Source organism: Thioalkalivibrio sp. AKL6 (assembly GCF_000376905.1).
GTDB lineage: Bacteria > Pseudomonadota > Gammaproteobacteria > Ectothiorhodospirales > Ectothiorhodospiraceae > Thioalkalivibrio > Thioalkalivibrio versutus.
Window position 1 is genome coordinate 292,148 of the sequence record NZ_AQXS01000011.1, and the last position, 16,449, is coordinate 308,596.

Below are 16,449 nucleotides of genomic sequence, written 5' to 3' on the forward strand. Positions count from 1 at the left end.
GGCTGACAAGCGCGGTCAGAACAGTTCGATTTCCCCGGTCCTGATCGTGGGCGGCTGAATCGCGCCTTCGGCAACCAGGCGGTCGAACAAACAGACCTGGTTCTTGCCGTTTGCCTTGGCGTAGTACAGGACCTGATCGGCTTCGTCCAGCACCACGCTGGCGGTCTTGTAGGGGCGCAACTGGGTCACGCCGATGCTGGTCGTGACCCGGCCGACTCGCGGCAATGTGTAGGCGGCGACCGCGTGTTTCAGGCGTTCGAAGGCTGCGGCCGCCCTGTCGGCACCGGCAAGCTCGGCCAGCACCACGAACTCCTCGCCGCCAAAGCGATAGACCAAGTCATTGTCGCGGAAACTCTGTTGCAGCAGCCGCGCGAGCAGAATCAACACCTCGTCGCCGTAGACATGGCCGAATCCGTCATTGACCTTCTTGAAGTCGTCGATGTCGATCACGCCCAGCCAGATCTGAGTCTCCTCGGGATCGGCCTCCTGGCGGCGGTCCTCCGCCAGGCCCGGCCGGTGGACGCTGCGCTCCAGTGTCGCAAGGTCGCGAAAATTGTCGTCGAAGGTCTTGCGGTTAAGCAGACCGGTGAGCTCATCGGTCTGGGCGTCATCAATCAGCTTGACGAAGTTGCGATACACCGAAAGGAAGCTCTTGACCAGGCGGGCATCCAGGGACTCGTCAGCATCGTCGCCATCGAATGAAAACACCAGGCAGATACTGAACTCGTTGAGCCCGGACATCGGAAAGTCCGAGACCCGACGACCGGACGCATCGGCCTCGGCAACCGGCTGACCGGTTGCCAACGCCTGCTCCAGCAACCCGTCAGGGACCGGCTGATCCTTGGGGTCGAACGGCACCGTCATCACGGCATCGTGCTTGCGATCAAAGGTATGCAGGCTCCGGGGCTGGCCTTCGACATCAAGCTGAATCGCCCAGATGCAGGCATTCTCGTAGATGTCGTCCAGCGTCTTGAGCAGGCTGTATTCCAGACGCTGGGCATTGCGAATCCCTGTCAGGTGGGCCAGTCCGTCAAGCAGATCACGGCTGCTGGACATTGCGTTGATCCCATGGATTCGGTGAGGGCCGCGGGCGCCCCGGTTCGATCGTCCGGGGCGCCCACGGTGCGAAATCACTTCGCGCCAATGCCGTTTGGCAGCACGCGAGGCTGGGACACCGCCCCGCCCGCAAGGTTTCCCGCCGGAGCAACTCCCGAATCTCGCGCAGCATGGTATTCGAAAAGCACGGGGCCGAGTGGAGGGCGTCACTCGAGGCCGATAGAGGAGGGATCGATGATCAGGGAGACCGGGTCGCGGATGCCCCGTGCGCCCGACGTCCCCCGGACGGGTTCGCAGCGGTTTTCCACTCCGCTGCCGGCAAAAAAGTCGTCGCCTCCCTGCGACGACAAGAACGGGCCCGTGTGAGGGCCGACGGGAACTCAGTAGACGGGGACCAGTGCGTAGCCCTGGTTCTGGTACCCCATGACGGCGATGAACCCACTGCGGACCGGCTGGATGGGCTCCAGCACCTTGTCGTTGTCCACCCCGTAGGCGCGGGTCGCGGCGGCGCAGACCTCCATCTTCACGCCCAGCTCATCGAGGCGGTCGACGGCCGTGGCGATCTCTTCCAGGGTGTCGCCGTGGTCGATGGCGATCTCCGGCTCGGGGTCCGTGGTGATGAACTTGACGGCCTCGGCGATGAAGACCATGCGCAGATCGGGCTCCACACCCTCCTTGATCAGGTTCTCGTGGTTGGTGGCGATGCCACGCAAATAGGCGAGCATCACGTTCGGGTCTGACTTGCGCATGTCGTAGACCGCCCGCATGGTCTCGATGCCCTGGGTCGCCTCACGGTTGTCCAGGCCCTCGGCGGCGGCCGTCGAACCCAGCCCGAGCGGCAGCAGCAGGGCCACCAGCAGGATCACTATTCGGTTTCGCATGGATACTCCTCCTTTCGTGGTTTAGGTCCGGGTGTCTCGTCCCCGGACTCGGAGCCTGAATCAATCGGACTCAGTAGATGGGGATGACCGCGTAGCCCTGCGCCTGATAGCCGGTCAGGGAGACGAAGGTGTTGCGCACCGGTTCGATGCCGGGCAGCAGCTCGCCATGTTCGACCCCGAACAGGCGGGTGGCCACGGCACAGGACTCCATGCGAACGCCCTTCTCCTTCAACGCAGCCACGTGCTCCTCGATGGCGTCGAGGTGGTCGAACTCGGTCAGATCGAAGCGTTCGCGGTCCTCGGACACCATGGTCACGGCCCGCCCGCGAAAGGCAAGGATCATGTCCGGTTCCACACCCTGGTCGGTCAAGTCTTCATGCGTCTCGCGAATCACCATCAGGTACAGGGCGAGCATTTCCGGGTCGGTGTTGTTGAGGTCGAAGACCACCCGGCCCTGCTCGACGCCCTCCAGGGCAAGCGCATCGGTGGGGACGTCGGCGTGGACACTCAGGGTGGTCAGGGACAGGGCCAGCAGCAGGAACAGGGATGCAACGATCTTCATTGGGGACTCTCCTTCGGGGTTGAAGCGGGATTGGATGGATCCACCGGGGTCACGGCAATAGCCCGCCAAGCGGCCTCCTGTGTCTCGGCCAGGTAGTGCGCCAGCGGTTGTTCCAGGACACCGTCGAGGTGCAGGTGCAACAGGCGGATCGCGCCGCCGAATGCGGCGGTGGCGGCTACCGGAACCTCCATCGGTCGTACCTGGCCACACTCGATGCCCTGCTCGATGCACTGGCGCATGCGCTGGAACGGCTGCGAGGAACACACCGGTGGCTCGTCCGGAAGAAACTCGCGGTGGCGCGCCTCCAGCACGAAGCGCAGGGTCTGAGGGGCCTCGATCGCGGCCACGAACAGGAACGCGATGATCCCGTCACAGCGCGCACGGCAGTCACTCTCGCGCCTCATTACCTCGGCCAGGCCGGCGTCCATGCGTTGCAGCAGGTCGTCGTACAGCGCCTTGGCCAGCGCCTCCTTGTTGCCGAAGTGGTGATAGATCGAGCCGATGGAGACCCCGGCCTGGCGACGGATGTCATGGATGGAGGTATTGAAATAGCCATCGCGACTGAACCGCTCCAGGGCGGTATCCAGCACGAGCTTGCGCAGTGCGGCACCGCGCACCGATTGCCTCGGATTTTCCGTCATCACCACAACCGAACCGAACGTTCGTTCTAATTTAGCGCGAACATATGCGAAACGCCATACGCCGGCCACGATACATCGCGGGAAAACGATCGAGCCCATGCGCTGCACAGGCCCGATCAATACCCTGGAGGGGGCGGGCCGCGGATGGGCGGCCCGGGTTATGGATGGTGATTGCTTCGCTGCGCTCGCAATGACCAGGTCACCGCACCCGGATTCCGGTTCAGAAGTCCTCGAACTCCATGGTGCGGAAGACGCGGCCGGCGTTCTGGCGGTGCAGTTCACCGTAGGTGTCCAGGTGGCGGTAGGCGGACTGGTCGATGTTGTAGGCATCGTTCAGCGTGCCGCCCTCGTCGAGGATGCGCTGGACCTCCTCGCGCAGATGCACGAGGTAGTCGTGGGTGTAGCGGCGCAGCACGTCGAAGTCATTCACCGGCTCGCCGTGGCCCGGGATGATGTAGTCGGCATCCAGGGCCTCCAGTTCATGCCAGGTCTCGATCCAGCCGGCGGTATCGGTGTAATCGAAGATCGGGAGCATGCGCTGGTGAAAGGCCAGGTCGCCGGTAATCAGCGCCTTGCGCGCGGGCGCCCAGATGGCGATATCGCCCGGGGCATGGCCCGGTCCGAGGTAGCGGATCTGGATGGTCTCGCCGCCCATGTCCAGGTCGAGGCGCGTGGCGAAGGTCACATCCGGCGTACCCAGCTCGGTCATGAACGCCTTGTCACGGGTGCGGTTGGGCGCACCCTCCAGGCTGGCCTGGCCGTTGGCCTCGATCTCGCGCCAGGCATCCTTGTGCGCGATCACCGTGGCGCCCTGCTCCTGCCAGTAGGTCATGCCGAGCATGGCATGGCCCTGGGCGTTCTCCAGCACCACGTATTTCACTGGCTGGTCGGTAAGCTTCCGGATCTCCTCGTGCAGTGATTTAGCCAGCAGGTAGTTGTCGCCGGCGTTCATCACCACCACGCCGTCCTCGGTGATGATGAACGACAGGTTGTTGTTGTGGCCGGAGTTCTCGTAGGTGGAGGGCTGGGTCGCGCCAATCGCCGACCACACGCCATCGGTCACCTCCTGCGGCCGGTCATAAAGGAACGAGTCGCGCGCCTTGTCCAGCACGTACAGTGGCAGGCCCGCGTCCTGCCACTCGAAGAAGCCGCCGGGGTAGTTCTGCACGTTGGTGTAGCCCATCTGCTGCAGGGTCTGCGCGGCGGCCACGCTGCGCAGGTTCTGGCCGCAATAGACGACGATCGGGGTGTCCTTGTCCGGGATCTCGCCGGGCACCTCGAACTCGATCCAGCCACGCGGGATATTGAGCGTCTCGCTGGACCGGATCTGCCCGCCGGTGTGCTCGATCTCGGTGCGGGTGCGCACGTCGATCACGACATGGTCCGGCTCGCTGGCGATCCACTCCTGCAGGCCCTCCTTGTCGATGTTGGTGATCTCGGCGTTGGCGGCCTCCAGCAGCGTGTCGCCCGTCAGTTCTTCGGCCTGCGCGGTACTACCTACCGCGGCAAGGGCCAGTCCCAGCCAGATCGCTCGCATCGTGATTCTCCTTTTGGCGTCCATCCCTCCACCATAGCCCCCTGTTCCGCCGCCGGCCAGGCCTCCGCTTGAGCCACCCCGTACAGTGTCTATATTCAGGGTAAAGGCACACGGCCCAGCAGCCGAAGGAACCCCCAATGAGCAATCACATGGCGGATGTCACCATCCACATCGACGAAAACACCGACCACGCGGCCCGCGAGCGCATCCAGGACACCCTGCGTGAACTCCCCGGCGTCATGGCCGCCTCCAGTCACGACGAACGGCCCCACCTGATGGTGGTGGAGTACGATCCGGAACGGGTCGACAGCCGCAAGCTGCTGGACACGGTAACCGCGACCGGTGTCCACGCCGAACTGATCGGCCTGTAACGTAACCTGCCGGGCGCCACGGGCTATTTGTAGCCCGTGGCGCCCGGCTGAGCGGCTCAAGAGGCATGCCGAAACGGGACAACCCGCAATCGGTCTGTCACCATATTGTCTATGGGGAAATGGGCCAGTATCCAGCACGACGACACGCACTGCGCTGACGGGGGAAACCATCGCGGCGCCCGGGCCGTTCGGCCGGATACCTGGCAGGTTCTTCTGGGCATTGGCCTCCTGCTGACCGCAACCTATGTCGCCCTGCCCTATGGCCTGCTGGCCAGCAGTCTCTACGTGCTGGGCACCACAAGCGCTGCCCTCGCTGTCGGCATCGCCGCACTGCGCCGGCCGAGGCCATTCGCCGCGACCGCCTGGGGCCTGATCGCCACCGCACTGACGCTGGCGGCCATCGGCCACGGCATCTGGTACTGGCTCGATCTGCAGGGCCTGGAACCCTTCCCCTCAGCCGCGGATATCTTCTACCTGTCGGTATACCCGCTGTTCGCCATCGCGCTGTGGCAACTGGGAAGCCAGACCGCACGCGACGACGGCGCGTTTGTGGATGCCCTGATCGTGGGCATTTCGGCCGCGGTGCTCGGGTGGGCCCTGCTGATCGCACCCTACACCTACGACCCCGACCTGACCTGGCTGCAACTGCTGGTATCCACGGGCTATCCGGTCGCGGACCTGATCCTGCTGCCCCTGGTCCTGCGCCTGGTGTTCCTCCACCGAACCGGCATCACGGCCCACAGCTTCCTCCTCCTGGGGATGCTCGCCTATCTGACGGCCGACCTGCTCTACGCCCACGGCAACTCCACCGGCTGGTACACCGCGGGCGGACTGACCGATGCCTTCTGGTTGATTGCCTATTCCCTCATCGTGGCGGCGGCATGGCATCCTTCCGCCAAGACCGAACCGCGCGCACACACCTCGCACGCCGAACTCTCCGGCCGGCGTCTGCTCGTGCTGGGCGCCGCGTCCGTCCTGGTGCCGATGGTGATCCTGTTCACGGCGGGCAGCGAGATGGAGATCATTCGCGTTGCGGCGATCGCCTCCATCCTGCTGTTCCTGCTGGTGTTGTACCGCATGGCTGGATTGCTGCGCGAGACCCAGCACCAGGCCAAGCGCCTGGAGAACCTCTCGCGTACCGACCCGCTGACCGGGGCCGGCAATCGGCGCCACCTGGAAGAACAGTTAACCCGCGAGATCGCCCGCGCCGAACGCACCCAGGGCCCGCTCAACCTCGCATTCCTGGATATTGACCACTTCAAGCGCTTCAACGATTCCCACGGCCATGCAGCCGGCGATGCCCTGCTGCAGGACATGGTGGATGCCTGGCGTCCCATCCTGCGGCCCACGGACCTACTGGCACGTTTTGGCGGCGAGGAGTTCGTGGTGGTATTCCCGCACATTGATGCGCAGCAGGCCCGCCGCGTGCTGGAACGCCTGCGCACCGCGATGCCCAACGGCCAGACCTGCTCGGCCGGGATCGCCAGCTTCCACCCCGGCGACACCATGGACTCGCTGCTGGGACGCGCCGACCAGGCCCTGTATGCCGCGAAGGACGGCGGACGTGACCGCATCATCATCGCCCCCGCCGAACCCATATCCGTTGCAGGCATGCCCGCGTTGTAGGGACCGGAATCCCCGACGGCGAACACAATCCTGACACCCCGCAGGAGATCCGTGGAGCAATATCAAGCTCTCGCGCGTCTATTCCCGAGCCCCTTCACCAAGGTTTCCATGACACACCGCATCCTCGTACGCCTGTTTGCCCTCGCGGCCCTGCTGATGATCCCGTTCGCCGCACCGGCGCAGGAGGCGAACGGCCCGACGGGCGCAGTCGACGCCACCGCCTCGATCGAGGCCGGCGGGGCCGAGATCCCGGTGGAACGCTATCGCGCCGATGGCGACGCCGTGCTTTTGTGGTTTCCTTCCGAACACGGCCTGCAGGACGGCCATCGACAACAGGCGCTGGCGCTGCAGGCGGCCGGGGTCGAGACCTGGCTGGTCGATCCGTTCAGCGGCCACTTCCTGCCCGAGGCGGCATCCAGCTTCGACGACATGCCCACCGCCACGGTGACGGACCTGATCGAGGCAACCCACACCGATACCGGACGACCGGTCTATGCCTTCGGGCATGACCGTGCCCTGCCCTGGCTGCTCACCGGCCTGTACCAGTGGCAACAAGCCCACCCCGAGGCCGACTACCTGGCCGGACTGCTGATGACCAGCCCCTTTCTGCATACCGGGGTGGATACCGATGAGGCCGAACTACAACCCATCGTCCGGCTGACTAATCTGCCGGTGTACATCCTGCAACCGGCCCAGTCGCCCCAGCGCCAGCATCTCGGGCGGATTCGCAGCGGGCTGACCGAGGGCAGTAGCGCGGTGGGTGCGCGGCTGCTTCCCGGGATCCGCGACCGCTTCTTCTTCCGCCCCGATGCGACGGAAGCCGAGCGGCTCGCCAGCGAGACCTTCCACCGCGAGATGATCTTCGCCATGGACCTGCTGACGCGGCTGCCTCATCAACGGACGCCCGCCGTGGCCGAAGCGGACACGGACCTGACGGTACGCACCCCAAGCGGCACCGACGCACAGCTCAACGCCCTGGATGAACCCGTGGCGGCCCCGCCGCTGGAGCGGCCCGACCTGGCGGGGGATATCCATCGACTGGAGGACTATCGCGGCGAGGTGGTGCTGATCAATTTCTGGGCCAGCTGGTGCCCGCCCTGCGTGCACGAGATGCCGTCCATGCAACTGCTGGAGGACGAACTGCGCGACCAAGGCTTTCGCATCCTGGCGGTGAACCTGGGAGAGGACAAGGACACTATCCGCCGCTTCATCGAGGACGAGGTGCAGACCGAGTTCACCATCCTCCTCGATCCGGAACAGGACTCCCTCGACGACTGGCGCGCGATGGCCTACCCCACCAGCTACGTCGTCGACCGCAAGGGCCGCCTGCGCTACTACCTGTTCGGCGCCATCGAATGGACCGAACCCGGCGTGACCGACCAGATCCGCGACCTGCTGGACGACGACGCATAGCGGCCCGGAAAGGGCGCGGCGCCGCGCGGGGTGTGCTAAAGATCCGCCAGGATGGCGCGCAGACGCTCCTCGTAGGCCGCTTCGGTAATCAGCCCCCGGTCGTGCAAGCGATCCAGCTCTTCCAGTCGCGCCTCGACCGAACGGCCGTCGGAGTCTTCAACGCGTTCCTGATCCGCCTGTTCACCTCCGCGGATCAACTCCACGGCATTCACTTGCGCAAACAGCTCGTCCACTAGCGGCGCAAGCTTCTCTCGGGTCGGCCCGAACTTGTCCATCCGCCCGCTACCGCTGCGGGCATCGTAGGTGGCCTGCCCCGCCAGGCCCTGGGCGTCATAGACGCGAAGATCGGCGTACGAGAGGTACATTGCCAGATCCCACTTCCAGTTCGCGGTGTGTTCCAGGTAATGCGAACACCGTGCAGGGCGGGAACCGGAATAGACGTCCGTGCGGATGCCTCGCTGCTCGATCAGTTCGCGCATCTCGGGCTGAAATCCAGCCATGTGGATCTCGGGGTTGTCGAGCACGCAGACCAGGCTGACATCCACCGCATCCAGCGGCTCGATCGACTGGGTGATGGAACACCCGGTGGCCACCAGCGCAATGCCGGCCACCCAGAACGTACGCATTCCTCGCAACACAAACACCTTCCTTCCTCTGGACGCAATCCTGCGCGCACCTGCCCCGCGCGAGCGAGCGCGCACCCTACCAGACCTGCACGACCCCCCGAATATCAAGGCGTCCGTACATCATCGGTCACCCCCCACCAGATGGATCGCGCGCCCCCTTGTGCAGGACGTTACCGGGTCAGGAAATGCCCACGCGGGCAGGCATTATTTCGCGCAATCGCCGCAGTTCGAGTCTACGTTCGAGGTATGAGAGACATAGCGGAGCCTCCCCCATGAAAGCACCCTTTACCGCACCAAAAGTGCGATCAAACCTGCTCGCAGCGGCGGTCCTGTTCCTGAGCGCTCCGGCATTCGCGGAAACAGAGGTCGGCATCACCACCGACATGGCCGAGTTCGAGGTGCGCCACGGCGACGAACTGGTAACGGTGACCCGCGACCAGGACACCTTCGCAACCATCGACCTCGACTACGCACAGATCGCACGGCCCTGCCCGCCGTTTTGTATCCAGCCGATGAGCCTTGGGCCCGGCGTCGAGACCCTGGGCGAGCTGGAGTTCATCGACTACCTCCAGCAGACCACGGAGCACGACGACCTGGTGATCATCGATTCGCGCACCCCGCGCGAATACCGCCGCGGCACCATCCCCGGCGCCGTCAACATCCCCTGGGACCGCCTGCACTTTGCCTCCGGCGCGGACCCGGACGACGTGCGCAACGTGCTGACCGAAGACTTCGGCGCAATTTTCGACGGCGACTTCTACGACTTCAGCCGGGCAAAGACCCTGGTGCTGTTCTGCAACGGCCCCTGGTGCGGCCAGTCACCCACCAACATCCGCACCCTGACCAACCTCGGTTACCCGGCCGAGCGCATCAAGTGGTACCGCGGCGGCATGCAGATGTGGCACGCCTTCGGCCTGACCACGGTCGAGGGCGAGACCAGCGACTAGCCCGTTCACGTCCATCTCGTCATTGCGAGCGCTGCGAAGCAATCCGGCGTGTAGGTAACCCCGCGGGCGGCAAGGCCGACCAATAACGGGCGTACAAAGAAACCACCGCCAGTCAGCCGTAGCGGCGCTCCCCATTCGGGTCCGCCGGCGGGTCAGAGTCACTGGATTCGTCGGAATCGCCTGCGAGCTCCGATGGAGCTCGCGGAACCATGGTCTGGACATCGACGATCCGTGCGGTCTCATCAAAATGAACCGTCACAATGCGAGCCGTTGCGATAATCTCGGCCTCGTCACGATCGATGCCGAAATGCCGGGCCAACTCCTCGGTCCCGACCGGTTCCGGTGCGCGCCGACGTTCCTTGTTGTAAAAGCGGAACCAGTTGTAACCGGCCCACCCTATGAAGATCACGCCCGCCGAGACAATCGTGATGGCGTACGTTTGAATTGCCCGCAACGTGCCCATGGGGTCATCCAGGATGTAGCGCTCGAACAACTCCACGCCCAGCGCCCACCCGACCAATGCGATCAGGGGTGTGAACAGGTAGATCCAGATGCCCCATCCAACGAGACTGACCAACTGACTGATATAGCGCTTTCTACTCGGCTCCAGATCCGAGCGGTCGATCATTTTGGGAACACGCGGTCGCAAGTGCTTCATGGGCTCATTCTTCCGGGGGCCGCAGCCCGCGATCCGGGCTGATCCATCGAGCACGCTCTCCGGAACGCTTGAGAAGGGCGCGCGGGACCGCCACGACCGTGGTGACCATGGACAACAGCCAGAACGCCAGTGGATACCAGATCACCCAGAAATAATTGCGGAAAAACCGGCCATCGACCTCGTAGCGACGATCAATCATCAAACTGACAAGGAACTGCATCAGCGCGGTCAGTCCGAGAATTACGCCCGCCCATTGCGGCAGAAGCCCCGGCTGGATCCAGCCTTCCGGAAGCTCGATAACCAGACCCAGCAAGGCCACAAGGATGATGACAAACATGACGTAGGCCCAGACGATACTGACCACATACTCGAGGGCCACGCCCCATAGCCGCCGCTTGGGCCAATGGAACAGACTGGCGCCGTGGCGGAGCACCGTCTCCACCCCCCCTTGAGCCCAGCGCAGGCGCTGACGCCAAAGTCCTGCCAGAGTCTCCGGCATGTAGATGTAAGACAGCGCATTGGGCTCGTATCGTATATCCCAGTGGTCAAGCTGGAGCCGCCAGGAGATATCGATGTCCTCGGTGACCATGTCGCTGCTCCAGTACCCGACCCGATCGAGGGCCGTGCGACGAAAACCCGCGATCACTCCCGAGACGGTGAATATGCGCCCGTAGACTCGCTGGGCGCGCTTGATCAGACCGATGGTGGCCGAGAACTCCCCAACCTGAAGCTTGCCCAGCAGGCTGCTGCGGTTGACGATGCGCGGGTTACCGGTAACGGCGCCCACTCGGGGACCCGAAGTCAGGTGGAACATCATCCAGGCCACGGCGTTCGGATGCAGCAACGCGTCGCCATCGATACAGATCAGAAAGTCGTTCTGCGCCGCCAGTGCCCCGGTCCGCAGGGCAACGGCCTTGCCCTGATTGCTGGCCAGGTGCACCACGCGCAGACGGGGATACTCGTGGGTCAATTGTTCGAGGATCTCGGGGCTTGCATCGCTGCTGCCATCGTTGACGGCGATGATCTCGAAGTCGTGGTACTCGCTCGCATGGGCGTAATGGATCGTGTCGCGAATCACCTCTGCCTCGTTGAAGCAAGGAATGATGATGCTGCACGCAGCCAGACTGCCACTGTCGGGCGGATGATCGGGGTCGGCCCCCTTGCGGCGCTCCCAGCGGAGGTAATACCAGACGCCCCCAATGATCCAGACCCAGGCCATGATTAGCGGGTAGAAGAAGGCAAAATTGGTCAGGGCGTTGAAGGTCATGCCGACTCCCTATCGCGGATGAGGGAAGGCATTCAGAGACATGCCCTCGAACGTGGGGCCGAATTCCGGCTGATCCCGCAGGAAGTCGTCCGGGTAGTACCCGAAGTTCAGCACCCCGCGCCGCACAAGCTGCTCCATCCAGTCGCGCAAGAGCGTCGCTTCCAGCCAGCGGCCTTCGCCGCGCCAGTCACGCGCCTGCAACTCGAATACAACGTCCTCGAAGCCCCCGATCTGCTCCTCCACCGCATCCGCGAGTCGGGCCAGCCAGACATCCGGCGGAAGCTCGGTCCCGTCCAGCCAGGGCATGGCCATGATGGCGACCTCGTCGTATGCCTCGACCGCAGCGGGCAGCGCCTGGGCGAACCGCTCCTCGGCTTCCGGTTCGAGAATCACCCGCGCATACAGGTTGCGCGCGGTGCGAAATTCGAGAGACAGATTGGTGAAATAGCGCAGCCGGCCGATCACCTCGTCCCCGAAATCGATCAGGGCCTGGGTCTTCTCCTCCGGCCGCAGAGTGCAATCCGAGAGCGGGCGGTCCGTTCCGGGCCAGCGCGCTCCGCCCTGACAGGCCGCCAGGTCCTCGTCGGCGGCCAGATAGGCGTCGTCGTGGATCAACACCCCGGCGATACCGCTTGCCGCCATCCCGAGATCCGCATAGATATCGCCGACAATCTCCAGAGACCGGGGGAGAAACGGGCTCAAGCGGCGATAGTCGCGGTCCGCCGGAACGGGGGCACCTTCGGGTCCGGGCCGGCGCACCGATAGCGCGGCATGGAGGTCCCGGTCGGGCAAATCGAACGAGAGCAGAGGCATCCAGGCATACACACGCACCCCGGCCCGCGTCCGCAGCTGCCAGGCGACGCGATTGAACAAGTCGGCACGCACGGGCAGGTGCCGATTCGGAAAGTACAACGCATCCGCGTTGCCATCACCGTTCGGGTCGGCAAAGGCTTGCAGGTAGACCGTGCGGACCTGCATCCGTTGGATGCGGTCCAGGAGTACACCGAGATTGCGATTGGTCTGCTCCGGATCGGGATCGTAGACGTAGTCAAGATCCACATGGACCACCCGCTGTGGCTGCGGCGATGTCGCACGTGTCGCGGATTCGGGACGCGCGCTCTGCGCAATCTGTACCGGCCGCGGATCTCCACTGATCAGCAAGCGGTTGACCCGCGCTTGTTCCGGGTGGTTGACCGGGTCCGCGCCTAGCGAGATCGACCAGGGCATCCCGGCCTCCGTCGCCAGTGCGTCCACCTCCGCACTGTGAGCGCCGTAGGGCCAGACGATGGCGCGCGGCGCAACACCTACCATCGCCTCCAGCGAGGCACTGCTGGCCCGCATGTCATCGAGGATCCGCTGACGGAACGTGTCGTGGTCCTCGTAACGGCCGCTTTCCGGGTCATAACGACGCGTAATGGCCGCTGGCTGCTCGTTCCCCTGCGGGTTGGCCAGGATGCCGCGATGCAGGTCGTGACTGTGACTGGCGAATTCCACCAGCCCCGATGCCTGCATCTCGCGCAACTCGGACAGCGCCAGAAAGCCCTCGGCTCCGAGCGGCGCTTCGTTGTACGTGACGGTCCCGGGCGGGGGCTGATCTGCTGCCGGCTCGGGGCTCGCGACATCCGCGAATGTCTCGGGGTTGTAGGTGACATCCTCGCCCGCCCAGACGGTCTCCAACCAACCGGTCTGCAGCGCGACCAGCGCCGGATACTCATAGGCCTGCAACAACGGGAACACGTGGCTGTAGACACTGGCCAGACCATCATCGAAGGTCAGCAGCACCGCATTGGCCGGCAGCGGCTCCCTTCCCTCGCGGGCATCAACGATCTGCTGCAACGAAACCGGCCGCCACCCCTGCCGCTCCATCCAGTCAAACCATTCCACCAGCCGCTGCGTGCTGACGGCGTACGGGTCCGCATCCCTCCCCGGCTGCACGTCGTCGCGTACATCATGATAGGAAAGCGCGAGGAAGTGCCCACCCGGGATGGTGAAGGCGTCCTGCGCATGCACCAGGCCATGCGATACCCCCGCAAGCATCAGCAGGATGATCATAAGACGACGCATCAGAAGGTCCCTCGCAGGCGCACAAGCCCGAACAGCCGGTCTTCCCGGTCACCATCGTAGGTAGTGGAACCCCAGCCGAGGCCGTAGTCGACGGACCAGCGACGATCCAGATCCCAGCGATGCTCGTAGCGCAGCGCCACCGTCGGGTCACTGCCAAACCCGGACTGGTAGCCCGTACCGACCGCGGCGTGAAAATGTTGCGTAAAGGCCCGGTCGTAGTCACGCCAGGTAATCCAGTCGTGGTCCACCCGAACGGAGGTGCTGGCCGACTGCTCCGGGTTAAAATAGGGTCCGCCCGGCTGGCTGTTGTTCTGGAAAAAGAAATCGGCGCCCACATCGGTCGTGTGGTGGGCACTGGCATACACTCGTCGTGTGACGCCCCCGCCCAGCGAGCTCCGGTGATTGCCGTCATCAATCGACAACAGGCCCACGTTGGCATACGCCGAGAGGGATTCGTGGGCCCGCCAGTCCACGGAAGCTGAGGCCGACCAGCCTTTCAGACCCGCATCGATCGCCCGCAAGGGCGTCTCCATCGAGTAGCTGTCCGCTTCGACGCCGATCCGCCAGTGGTCACCGAGCCACCGCGACCATCCGGCCGCGATCCCGGGATTGGCATCCCCCTTGAGATCACGATCGAAGCGCAACCAGGCCTGCTGGCGCCGCGCGTCCCACTCGATGCCCGCACCAATGCGGTCATAGCGTCCATCGGTATCGCCGAATGACGCCGTGGTGTAGCGATGTTCCAGAAAGGCCCGAAGTGGATGATCGGACCAGGGCGAATTCAGTCGGGTACGCCATTCCCGGTCGCGATCACCGCTTACCAGCCCTTCGCCACCCGATGTCCGGCCAAAAACGACCTCGCTCTCGATGGAGGGGCGGCCACGGTCTTCCAGCTCTTCGGACAGGCGCTGAACATCCGTACTCCGGGGATAATCGGCCCGCAGGGACTCGACTTCCTGGACCCAGGTGTCGTGCTCGCCCAGGTCGCGCGCATTCTCCGCCCGATTGAGTCGCGTATCCCGTGCATCGGGCGCCCAGCGCTCCGCCACTTCGGTGATGTCACGCGAGCGCGCCGGCCAGCCGCGCCAGCGAGCCATGCGCGCCTGGGTGTTCCGCAGACCGGTGTGGGCCGGAGCCTGACGGACCAGTTCTCCACTGCGTTCCCAGGCTCGATCGAGATCCTGGCGATAGGCCGCGTCGTACACCCGAAGCTGATCGACGTCGACCCGCTCCCAGTTGGGGATCGGATCACGATCCGGATCGATTTCCAGCCAGACCGGCGTGTGGCGCTGGGCGCGCTCAAGCAGAGCCGCCGCCGCGGAATATTCCTCGAGCGCGATGTGCGTGTAATAGAGGTCCAGCAGCAACGAGACCTCCGGCGGCTCGTCCTCCGGAACCAGGGACTCGTACAGGGGCAGGGCCGTTTCGGGTTGCTCTTCAGCCAGGTAGGCATCGGCCGCCGCCCGACGCACATAGGCCGGTGCGATCGTGCGGTCCGGTAGTGCCTCGAATGCCGCGACCGTCTCCGGCATTCGCTCGAGTTCCCGCAACAAGGCGATTCGATCGAAACGGACCCGCAAATGCTGCGGATGCGCCTCCGGGATGCGCGAAAGAAATTCGTCCGCGCTGGCCAGGACCCGATTCAGCTCCCGGTCCCGCTCTTCGTGGCGTCCTTCGGCCTCCAGCTCGGAGCGGATATCCAGTGCCTGCCGGATATCCGCCGCGATCGCATCCGCCTCGGCCTGATAGCGAACACCGTCCTCGAACAGATCCGGCCGCTCCTGCATCGCGGACAACGCCCGGTTGCTGGCGCCAAGAGTCCACAGGGAAAGGGTCTGCTCCTGGAATGCAAGAGGATGCAGTGGATCGCGCGCGCGCGCACGATTGGCCATTGCCAGAGCCTGACGCGGTGTATCCGACTGGCGCAAGCCATACGCCATCAGAGCCAGCTCCTGAACCGATTCGGGCAAGGGGTCAATTTCCGCAAGGGCCTGGCGCGCCGTTGCTGCATCACCTGCCTCGGCGCTGGCCACGGCGAAAAGGATCTGCGCGGAACTACCCAGCCTTTTCCTAGAGTCGCGCAGGATAGTCGCCGCTGCCGCAAATTCGCCTTCGTCACGCAGGGCGAAGGCCCAGCTCATGTGGGCATAGTCCGGGACGGACTCGGGATCGAGGTCCTGGGTTCGAGAGACGATCGCGGCGTTGTCCCCGACCAGACGCAACACAACAATCAGGTCCGCTTGCAGGCGGGGCTGATTCGGGGAGCGGGCCTCCAGCGCACGCAAACGCTCGGCGGCCTCGATCACCCGCCCTTCCTGGGCAAGTGCAACGGCCTGTTCGCGCTGCTGGTCCAGAGTTGCAGCGTAGCCGGGGACCGACAGGATCCATGGCAGCAAAACGCCGCAAGTGACCCGTGCCCACTTCCCGACAAAGACCCTGGGCATGCGCGCCCGGTCATACTCCACTCCCCTGTCCATCAGCCCCCTAACCCGCGACCTTTCATTTTTGTGAAGGCTATCACATACAACATGCAGGAGACCGGATATTAACAATCCTCCCGGAAGCCGATTCGGGGGCCTCGGCTACCCGGCCGAGCGCCTCAAGTGGTACCGCGGCGGCATGCAGATGTGGCACGCCTTCGGCCTGACCACGGTCGAGGGCGAGACCGACGGCTAGCCCGAGAGGACACCTGCCTCGTCGTTGCAAGCGCAGCGACGCCATCGGCCAGACCAGGGCACAGCCCCACCCGATTACTTCGCGGTGCTCGCAAGGACGGAATGGGTGGCGAATCGGCGGTGAC

General features: G+C 64.5%; 14 protein-coding genes and 1 pseudogene. 5 read left to right on the forward strand and 10 right to left on the reverse strand.

Going from position 1 to position 16,449, the window contains the following annotated elements:
- Positions 1-15 precede the first annotated feature (15 nt).
- From D575_RS0112115 to D575_RS0112135, 5 genes are all read right to left on the reverse strand, one after another.
- Positions 16-1,056 (reverse strand): GGDEF domain-containing protein, encoded by a 1,041-nt coding sequence (locus tag D575_RS0112115; RefSeq protein ID WP_018146187.1) that lies wholly within the window; start codon positions 1,054-1,056, stop codon positions 16-18.
- A 380-nt stretch (positions 1,057-1,436) separates the two neighbouring features.
- Positions 1,437-1,937: a DsrE family protein gene (locus D575_RS0112120; RefSeq protein WP_026182152.1), complete on the reverse strand. Its 501-nt coding sequence runs from the start codon at positions 1,935-1,937 to the stop codon at positions 1,437-1,439.
- A 70-nt stretch (positions 1,938-2,007) separates the two neighbouring features.
- Entirely contained in the window at positions 2,008-2,499 is a 492-nt protein-coding gene (locus D575_RS0112125; RefSeq protein ID WP_018146189.1) for a DsrE family protein, read from the reverse strand.
- A complete protein-coding gene (locus tag D575_RS0112130; RefSeq protein WP_018146190.1) occupies positions 2,496-3,140 on the reverse strand; it encodes a TetR/AcrR family transcriptional regulator in 645 nt (214 codons plus the stop codon). The genes D575_RS0112125 and D575_RS0112130 overlap by 4 nt, the downstream gene beginning before the upstream one ends.
- 220 nt (positions 3,141-3,360) lie before the next feature.
- Positions 3,361-4,677 (reverse strand): rhodanese-like domain-containing protein, encoded by a 1,317-nt coding sequence (locus tag D575_RS0112135; protein WP_018146191.1) that lies wholly within the window; start codon positions 4,675-4,677, stop codon positions 3,361-3,363.
- Positions 4,678-4,814: 137 nt separating this feature from the next.
- On the opposite strand from D575_RS0112135, the gene D575_RS0112140 reads away from it, so the two are divergent.
- The 3 genes from D575_RS0112140 (at position 4,815) to D575_RS0112150 (ending at position 8,087) form a co-directional block, all read left to right on the forward strand.
- Positions 4,815-5,048, forward strand: a complete 234-nt coding sequence (locus D575_RS0112140; RefSeq protein ID WP_018146192.1) for a hypothetical protein — start codon at positions 4,815-4,817, stop codon at positions 5,046-5,048.
- Positions 5,049-5,159: 111 nt separating this feature from the next.
- Positions 5,160-6,674 (forward strand): GGDEF domain-containing protein, encoded by a 1,515-nt coding sequence (locus D575_RS0112145; RefSeq protein ID WP_018146193.1) that lies wholly within the window; start codon positions 5,160-5,162, stop codon positions 6,672-6,674.
- A 108-nt stretch (positions 6,675-6,782) separates the two neighbouring features.
- On the forward strand, positions 6,783-8,087 hold the full coding sequence (locus D575_RS0112150) for a redoxin domain-containing protein (protein WP_018146194.1): 1,305 nt from the start codon (positions 6,783-6,785) through the stop codon (positions 8,085-8,087).
- A gap of 35 nt (positions 8,088-8,122) precedes the next feature.
- Here the strand turns inward: D575_RS0112150 and D575_RS0112155 are convergent, their stop codons facing one another.
- Positions 8,123-8,713: an Sbal_3080 family lipoprotein gene (locus D575_RS0112155; RefSeq protein ID WP_018146195.1), complete on the reverse strand. Its 591-nt coding sequence runs from the start codon at positions 8,711-8,713 to the stop codon at positions 8,123-8,125.
- A 272-nt stretch (positions 8,714-8,985) separates the two neighbouring features.
- Here D575_RS0112155 and D575_RS0112160 point away from each other — a divergent pair, with 272 nt between their 5' ends.
- A complete protein-coding gene (locus D575_RS0112160; protein WP_038032300.1) occupies positions 8,986-9,660 on the forward strand; it encodes a rhodanese-like domain-containing protein in 675 nt (224 codons plus the stop codon).
- Between the two features lie 112 nt (positions 9,661-9,772).
- Here the strand turns inward: D575_RS0112160 and pgaD are convergent, their stop codons facing one another.
- From pgaD to pgaA, 4 genes are read right to left on the reverse strand one after another with little or no spacing between them, the layout of a single operon-like run.
- Entirely contained in the window at positions 9,773-10,288 is a 516-nt protein-coding gene (gene pgaD, locus D575_RS0112165) for a poly-beta-1,6-N-acetyl-D-glucosamine biosynthesis protein PgaD (RefSeq protein WP_018146197.1), read from the reverse strand.
- 34 nt (positions 10,289-10,322) lie between these two features.
- Complete coding sequence (gene pgaC / locus D575_RS0112170) at positions 10,323-11,585, reverse strand: poly-beta-1,6-N-acetyl-D-glucosamine synthase (protein WP_018146198.1); 1,263 nt, start codon at positions 11,583-11,585, stop codon at positions 10,323-10,325.
- Between the two features lie 9 nt (positions 11,586-11,594).
- Positions 11,595-13,649 carry a poly-beta-1,6-N-acetyl-D-glucosamine N-deacetylase PgaB gene (pgaB, locus tag D575_RS0112175; RefSeq protein ID WP_018146199.1) on the reverse strand — a complete coding sequence of 685 codons (2,055 nt, stop codon included), beginning with the start codon at positions 13,647-13,649 and terminating at the stop codon, positions 11,595-11,597.
- On the reverse strand, positions 13,649-16,045 hold the full coding sequence (gene pgaA, locus D575_RS0112180) for a poly-beta-1,6 N-acetyl-D-glucosamine export porin PgaA (RefSeq protein WP_018146200.1): 2,397 nt from the start codon (positions 16,043-16,045) through the stop codon (positions 13,649-13,651). Before pgaA ends, pgaB begins: the two co-directional genes overlap by 1 nt.
- A 181-nt stretch (positions 16,046-16,226) precedes the next feature.
- Between pgaA and D575_RS14420 the strand changes: the two are divergent.
- A pseudogene (locus D575_RS14420) lies at positions 16,227-16,325 on the forward strand (rhodanese-like domain-containing protein); the annotation flags it as partial.
- Positions 16,326-16,449: the final 124 nt, after the last annotated feature.